Source organism: Pseudomonas sp. Irchel s3a18 (assembly GCF_900187535.1).
Classification (GTDB): Bacteria; Pseudomonadota; Gammaproteobacteria; order Pseudomonadales; family Pseudomonadaceae; genus Aquipseudomonas.
Window position 1 is genome coordinate 51,281 of record NZ_FYDV01000027.1, and the last position, 6,699, is coordinate 57,979.

Annotated in this window: 8 protein-coding genes; 4 read left to right on the plus strand and 4 right to left on the minus strand. The window is 57.8% G+C overall.

Annotated elements, in window-relative coordinates:
- Positions 1 to 157 precede the first annotated feature (157 nt).
- Together gmk and CKW29_RS24605 are read right to left on the minus strand one after the other, a co-directional pair.
- Entirely contained in the window at positions 158 to 778 is a 621-nt protein-coding gene (gmk, locus tag CKW29_RS24600) for a guanylate kinase (protein WP_095146308.1), read from the minus strand.
- A 12-nt stretch (positions 779 to 790) separates the two neighbouring features.
- Entirely contained in the window at positions 791 to 1,654 is an 864-nt protein-coding gene (locus CKW29_RS24605; protein ID WP_095081289.1) for a YicC/YloC family endoribonuclease, read from the minus strand.
- A gap of 268 nt (positions 1,655 to 1,922) precedes the next feature.
- Between CKW29_RS24605 and rph the strand changes: the two genes are divergently transcribed.
- From rph to gltS, 3 genes are all read left to right on the plus strand, one after another.
- A complete protein-coding gene (rph, locus tag CKW29_RS24610) occupies positions 1,923 to 2,645 on the plus strand; it encodes a ribonuclease PH (protein ID WP_095081291.1) in 723 nt (240 codons plus the stop codon).
- A gap of 29 nt (positions 2,646 to 2,674) precedes the next feature.
- Complete coding sequence (locus tag CKW29_RS24615; protein WP_095146309.1) at positions 2,675 to 3,043, plus strand: DUF4870 domain-containing protein; 369 nt, start codon at positions 2,675 to 2,677, stop codon at positions 3,041 to 3,043.
- 468 nt (positions 3,044 to 3,511) lie between these two features.
- A complete protein-coding gene (gene gltS / locus CKW29_RS24620; RefSeq protein ID WP_095149275.1) occupies positions 3,512 to 4,720 on the plus strand; it encodes a sodium/glutamate symporter in 1,209 nt (402 codons plus the stop codon).
- Between the two features lie 180 nt (positions 4,721 to 4,900).
- On the opposite strand, the gene CKW29_RS24625 is transcribed toward gltS, so the two are convergent.
- Positions 4,901 to 5,680 (minus strand): exodeoxyribonuclease III, encoded by a 780-nt coding sequence (locus CKW29_RS24625; RefSeq protein WP_003176915.1) that lies wholly within the window; start codon positions 5,678 to 5,680, stop codon positions 4,901 to 4,903.
- 82 nt (positions 5,681 to 5,762) lie between these two features.
- Between CKW29_RS24625 and pyrE the strand changes: the two genes are divergently transcribed.
- Positions 5,763 to 6,407, plus strand: coding sequence for an orotate phosphoribosyltransferase (pyrE, locus tag CKW29_RS24630; RefSeq protein WP_095081295.1), 645 nt, complete (start codon positions 5,763 to 5,765; stop codon positions 6,405 to 6,407).
- A 171-nt stretch (positions 6,408 to 6,578) separates the two neighbouring features.
- Here pyrE and CKW29_RS24635 read toward each other — a convergent pair.
- The coding region (locus CKW29_RS24635) for a transposase (RefSeq protein WP_141234428.1) at positions 6,579 to 6,699 on the minus strand (121 nt) is incomplete at its 5' end.

The following is a 6,699-nucleotide window of genomic DNA, read 5'->3' on the forward strand; positions in this document are numbered from 1 at the left end:
GGAGCGAATGCAATATGCGCGCTGCCCGGTTGGGCGAGCGGACTCAACAGTTTAAAAAATCACCAGCGTTTAGGGAAGCGCTGATTTTTTGACCAGGCTCTTCAACGCGCTGCAAGTACCAATGTAAAGCCCCTGCAGCGGTTTTGGGAAGTGCTCTTTAGCCCAGCAATTCAGCTAGTAATTTGCCGTGACGCTGTTGCTGGCGCTTCTGGTGCAGCTGGTTGGCGCGGAAAATCGCCTTCAGATCGTCCAGTGCGTGGGCAAAATCGTCGTTGATGATCAGGTAGTCGTAGTCGACGTAGTGGCTCATCTCGCTCACGGCTTCACGCATCCGGCCTTCGATGATCTCGTCGCTGTCCTGGCCGCGGTTGGTCAGACGCTGGCGCAGTGCTTGCTGGCTTGGCGGCAGGATGAAGATCGAACGAGCCTGCGGCATCAGCTTGCGGACCTGTTCGGCACCTTGCCAGTCGATTTCCAGAATCAGGTCGTGACCTTCATCCAGGGTCTGTTGCAGGTGGCTTTGCGAGGTGCCATAGAGGTTGCCGAACACTTCGGCGCGCTCCAGGAAGTCACCGTGCTCGCTCATCTTCACGAACTCTTCGCGGGCGACAAAGTGATAGTTGACGCCGTTCACTTCGCCCGGGCGCATGGCGCGGGTGGTGTGCGAGACCGAGACGCGGATTTGCGGCTGCGCGTCGATCAGGGCCTTGACGAGGCTGGTCTTGCCCGCGCCCGAAGGGGCGGAAATGATGTAGAGGGTGCCGGTGCTATGGGTCATGTCGGGGTAGCCTTACTCTATGTTCTGCACTTGTTCGCGCATTTGTTCGATCAACACCTTGAGGTTGACCGCCGCTTGGGTGCTGCGCGGGTCGAAGGCCTTGGAGCCCAGGGTGTTGGCTTCGCGGTTGAGTTCCTGCATCAGGAAGTCCAGGCGCCGACCGGCAGCGCCGCCGGACTTGAGCACGCGGCGCACTTCAATGATGTGGGTGCTCAGGCGGTCCAGTTCTTCGGCGACGTCGCTTTTTTGCGCGAGCATGACCATTTCCTGTTCCAGGCGCTGCGGGTCGAGCTCGACCTTCATGTCGGCGCAGCGGTCGAGGACTTTCTGGCGCTGGGTGGCGAGCATCTGCGGAACCAGTTCGCGCAGGGTCACCACGTCTTCTTCAATGGAGGTCAGGCGTTCGTTGATCAGCCGGGCCAGCTCCGCGCCTTCGCGCTCGCGTCCGGCCTTGAGTTCCTTGAGACCCTGGTTGAACAGCGTCAGGGCCTCGGCATTCAGGGCTTGCGGGTCAGTAGCATCGGCTACCAGTACGCCGGGCCAGGCCAGCACTTCCAGCGGATTCAACGCAGCAGGATTGCTGATCAGGCCAGCGACGGTCTCGGCGGCAGCGACCAGTTGCGCGGCGCGCTCGCGATCCACTTGCAGCGGTTTGCCGGTGCTTTCTTCGGTGAAGCGCAGGGTGCATTCGAGCTTGCCCCGGGACAGGCCCTGGCGCAGCGCTTCGCGCACGGCGCCTTCGAGGTCGCGGAACGACTCCGGCAGGCGCAGGTGGGGTTCCAGGTAGCGGCTGTTGACCGAGCGCAGTTCCCAGCTCAGGGTGCCCTGGACGCCGGCTTTCTCGACGCGGGCGAAGGCGGTCATGCTGTGCACCATGGGGGTACCTCGCAATGCAGATCGGCGCAGAACCGATGTTCCGGGAGCCCGATATCAATGAATTTAAGCCGACTGGCAGCAAAGGCGCAGGATTGTAGCGCAGTGCGGCGGATGCTCCCAAATGGCGCGTGTGACAAAGCGCTGCAGCTCGTCGCATGGCGCTGTTCAGAGCCTTCGCTCGTCGCTCCGGGTTTTTAGAAGTGCCCAGGCGCGTCCGCTCGCCCTATAATGCTCGGCAGATTTCCGTCCTCCGTACAGGTGTTCCTCTATGAAACGTCCAAGTGGTCGCGCTGCCGATCAGCTCCGCTCGATCCGCATCACCCGCAACTACACCAAACACGCCGAGGGATCTGTACTGGTCGAGTTCGGTGATACCAAGGTGATCTGCACCGTCAGCGTCGAGAACGGCGTACCGCGTTTCCTGAAGGGCCAGGGCCAGGGCTGGTTGACCGCCGAATACGGCATGCTGCCGCGCGCCACGGGCGAGCGTAACCAGCGTGAAGCGAGCCGTGGCAAGCAGGGCGGCCGCACCCTGGAAATCCAGCGCCTGATCGGCCGTTCCCTGCGCGCGGCGCTGGACATGTCCAAGCTGGGCGATGTCACCCTGTACGTCGACTGCGATGTGATCCAGGCTGACGGCGGTACGCGTACCGCTTCGATCACCGGCGCCATGGTTGCGCTGGTCGATGCCTTGAAAGTGATCAAGAAGCGCGGCGGCCTGAAGGGCGGCGACCCGCTCAAGCAAATGATCGCGGCTGTTTCGGTCGGCATGTATCAGGGCGAGCCAGTGCTGGACCTGGACTACCTGGAGGATTCGGCTGCCGAGACCGACCTGAACGTGGTGATGACCAGCACCGGTGGTTTCATCGAAGTGCAGGGCACTGCCGAAGGCGCGCCGTTCCAGCCTGAAGAGCTGACCGCGATGCTGGAGCTGGCGAAAAAAGGCATGAGCGAAATTTTCGACCTGCAAAAAGCCGCGCTGGCTGACTGATTGTTCCGATTCCCGGCAAGGAGAGCGTCATGAGTGATGAGCAACTACCGGTGCCCGCGCCGAGCCGTGAGGTTCGTCAGTGGGCCATGTTCTGCCATCTCTCGGCCTTGCTGGGGATCTGGGTGCCGTTCGGCTCGCTGATCGGGCCGCTGATTCTCTGGCAAATGAAGCGCGAAATGGACCCGTTTATCGATGACCAGGGCAAGGAGGCGCTGAACTTCCAGATCAGCGTGGCCATTGCCTCGGCCATCTGCCTGTTGCTGATGGTGGTGGTCATCGGGTTTTTCCTGTTCGGCCTGCTGGCCATCGGGGCGCTGGTGTTGACGATCATTGCCGGGGTGAAAGCCAATGAAGGGTTTCCTTATCGGTACCCGTTCACCTGGCGCTTGATCAAATAATAACCAGCTCAAATCCCCTTGTGGGAGCAAGCCCGCTCCCACATTAAGAAGTCAGCGCATACAAAAGGTCTGATCAGGCCGTGCGAAAACGAAGTTCGCCGCGTTAAAGAAAATGCCCCGATAAGTTGGGGCATTTTCATTTCCGAAATTAACTAAATGTTTCTAGTTGTGTATGGTGCTTGCCAATTACGGCAATTAGTGCATCGGGGGTTTACCGTGCAATCACACCTATGGTTCTTACACTTTTAGTCACAACTACAAGTTGCCAGTACTGCCTATATGCTTGGCAATGACACTTGTCGGTTGATAAGGTTGCCCCCACGAAATATTTCAAGAAATATTTTGATATATTCAAACCATTGAAGGTCCTTGAATCTAAAACTAATCAGTGTTGAGACGATCAACCTGTTCAGGAGGCGTGTCCAGGTAAAAAGTTCGCCCCTGAATATATATCCAAGAATAATCCAGATGGTTCAGCTCGATTTTTATGGAACATTAGTAGCCGCCTCTTTAGTACTTTTGCTGGGTCGCGGACTTGTCACACGTGTTGGTTTCTTACGCGCCTACAACATCCCCGAGCCTGTAGCCGGTGGCCTGGTGGTCGCCTTGGTTCTCTTGGCTTTGCGAGGTCTTGATGTTGAAGTCCGATTTGATACTTCATTGCAGACGCCCTTGATGTTGGCGTTTTTCGCCACCATTGGCTTGAGTGCTGACTTCGCCAGCCTGAAGAAAGGCGGGCGCGTAGTGGGGGTTTTTCTACTGGCGGTCACCGGGCTTCTAGTGGTTCAGAATGCCATGGGTATCGGTCTCGCAAAAGCGTTGGGGCTCGATCCTTTGATGGGGCTGTTGACCGGCTCAATTACCTTGGCGGGCGGTCACGGTACAGGCGCTGCGTGGGGGGCGACGTTCAGTGAGAAGTACGGTCTGGCTTCCGCCTCTGAGCTTGCGATGGCCTCTGCGACGTTTGGATTGGTGCTGGGCGGTTTGATTGGTGGGCCGGTCGCTCGCCTGCTGATCAAACGTACACAAGTATCCGGCTGCCTTGAACAAGAAAAGCCACGGGTGCCAAAGGGCTTTGAACAGCCGAACAAAGAGCGCTCGATCACACCATTTTCGTTTATCGAGACACTCGCGCTGATCGCCGTCAGCTTACTGGCAGGTTCTCTTCTGAATGGACTGCTCCTCGGAACCGCATTTGAGTTGCCGACGTTTGTTTGCGTCTTGTTCGTGGGTGTTGTTTTACGCAACGGGCTTTCAGCGCTTGGTTTGTATCAGGTATTTGAGCGTGAAGTCTCTGTGCTGGGGAATGTCAGTTTGTCGCTGTTTCTGGCGATCGCTTTGATGTCACTCAAGCTATGGGATCTGGCTTCGCTGGCTTTGCCGATCTTCATCATCCTGGCTGTCCAAACGTTGGTCATGGCGCTGTTTGCGATTTTTGTGACGTTCAGAGTCATGGGCAGTAACTACGATGCGGCAGTACTGGCGGCAGGGCATTGCGGTTTTGGGCTGGGTGCCACGCCAACGGCCATTGCTAACATGCAAGCGGTGACACAGCGCTACGGGCCTTCGCAGATAGCGTTTCTAGTGGTGCCAATGGTAGGGGCTTTCTTCATCGACATCGTTAATGTCATCGTGATCAAGTTGTACCTTGCGCTGCCATTTTTTGTCGCTTCCTGAGGATCAGGTCACGTCCAGGAAAAGTGGAACAGCACGTTCCGGGAGCTGATTCCACTCTGGATTGGCACATAAAAAATGCCCGTATCTTCCGATACGGGCATTTTCTTTAACCGGCCAGCAGAGTGCCTGGCTTCACACCGCCTGAGCGATGCCGGCTTTCTTGTGTCTGCGAAAAAACGCTTAGATCGTCAGCGTCCAGTCGTAGTCCACGATCAACGGCGCGTGCTGCGAGAACCGCGGCTGACGTGGCAGGCGAGCGCTGCGAACAAAGCGGCGCAGGCCCGGGGTCAGCAACTGGTAGTCGAAACGCCAGCCCAGGTTGAGCATCTCAGCCTGTTCGTTATCTGGCCACCAGCTGTACTGGTCGCCTTCACGGCTGACTTCGCGCAGGGCGTCGACATACCCCATGTTGCCCACAATCTCGTCCATCCAGGCGCGCTCAGGCGCCAGGAAGCCTGGGGATTGCTGGCTGTCGCGCCAGTTCTTGATATCCAGCTTCTGTTGCGCCACGTACAGCGAGCCACAATAAATGTACTCGCGACGTTTGCGTCGCTGTTTATCCAGATAACGGGCGAAGTCGTCCATTAGCTTGAACTTCTGGTTCAAGTCTTCATCGCCATTCTGCCCCGAAGGGAGCAGCAAGGTCGCGATGCTGACCTTATCGAAATCGGCTTGCAGGTAGCGCCCGTAGCGGTCGGCCGTCTCGAAGCCGAGACCGCTGATGACAGCCTTCGGTTGCAACCGCGAATACAAAGCCACGCCACCTTGGGCGGGGACTTCGGCATCGCAGGCATAAAGGAAGTAGCCATCCAGTTGGAAGGCTGGATCGTCCAGTTCAAAGGCGGAGGCGCGGGTGTCCTGCAGGCAGATGACGTCGGCATTCTGTGCTTGCAGCCAACTGAGCAAACCACGCTCGACTGCCGCCTGAATACCATTGACGTTCACACTGATGATCCGCATAAATGGCCCCAAAAATCGCGTGCGTGTATGATACACGGCGTCAAGCTAATTAGCTAAATCCGTGGTATTTGGGGTTTTTTTTATGCAAGCGTATCAGCGCGATTTCATTCGTTTTGCCATCGATCGCGGCGTTTTGCGCTTCGGTGAGTTCACCCTGAAGTCCGGACGTACCAGCCCTTACTTCTTCAATGCCGGCCTGTTCAACTCAGGCAGTGCCTTGGCACAGCTGGGTCGTTTCTACGCGGCCGCCATCGCCGAGAGCGGTATTGCCTTCGACGTGCTGTTTGGCCCGGCGTACAAGGGCATCCCGTTGGCGGCGACCACCGCCGTGGCCCTGGCCGAGCACCATGACCGTGACCTGCCGTGGTGCTTCAACCGCAAGGAAGCCAAGGCCCACGGCGAAGGCGGCAGCCTGGTGGGCGCGCCGCTGACTGGCGACGTGCTGATCATCGACGACGTGATCACCGCGGGCACCGCAATCCGTGAAGTGATGCAGATCATCGCTTCCCAGGATGGCGCCAAGGCCGCCGGCGTGTTGATCGCCCTGAACCGCCAGGAGCGCGGCAATGGCGAGTTGTCGGCGATCCAGGAAGTGGAGCGCGACTTTGGTATTCCGGTCATCAGTATTGTTTCGCTGAATCAGGTCCTGGAATTCCTAGCCGATGATCCTCAGCTCAAGCAGCACTTGCCAGCAGTAGAAGCCTATCGCGCCCAGTTCGGCGTCTGATACACCTCCCTGTAGGAGCGGGCTTGCTCGCGATGGACGTCAGAGCGCCGCTTTTTGTCAGGCGCCCCGCGTTATCGTTGACGTTTTTCGCGAGCAAGCTCGCTCCTACAAGGACCGCAGGCAAAAAAAGACCCCGCTCAGCCAGGCTGAGCGGGGTCTTTTTTAGGTTCTTCACGGATTACCGGGAAAGACGCTCTTGATCTTCATGAAAAAGAATTCGCTATCCCGGTAACCGTACGCCACCCGCTTGATGACCTTTATTCGATTGTTGATACCTTCCAACTGACCCGTA

Bases quoted from the DNA above. Each gene is read 5' to 3' on its own strand.
- gmk (WP_095146308.1), bottom strand. From the start codon at position 778: ATGACCCATAGCACCGGCACCCTCTACATCATTTCCGCCCCTTCGGGC.
- CKW29_RS24625 (WP_003176915.1), bottom strand. From the start codon at position 5,680: ATGCGGATCATCAGTGTGAACGTCAATGGTATTCAGGCGGCAGTCGAG.
- CKW29_RS24615 (WP_095146309.1), top strand. From the start codon at position 2,675: ATGAGTGATGAGCAACTACCGGTGCCCGCGCCGAGCCGTGAGGTTCGT.
- CKW29_RS24605 (WP_095081289.1), bottom strand. From the start codon at position 1,654: ATGGTGCACAGCATGACCGCCTTCGCCCGCGTCGAGAAAGCCGGCGTC.
- rph (WP_095081291.1), top strand. From the start codon at position 1,923: ATGAAACGTCCAAGTGGTCGCGCTGCCGATCAGCTCCGCTCGATCCGC.
- gltS (WP_095149275.1), top strand. From the start codon at position 3,512: ATGGTTCAGCTCGATTTTTATGGAACATTAGTAGCCGCCTCTTTAGTA.
- pyrE (WP_095081295.1), top strand. From the start codon at position 5,763: ATGCAAGCGTATCAGCGCGATTTCATTCGTTTTGCCATCGATCGCGGC.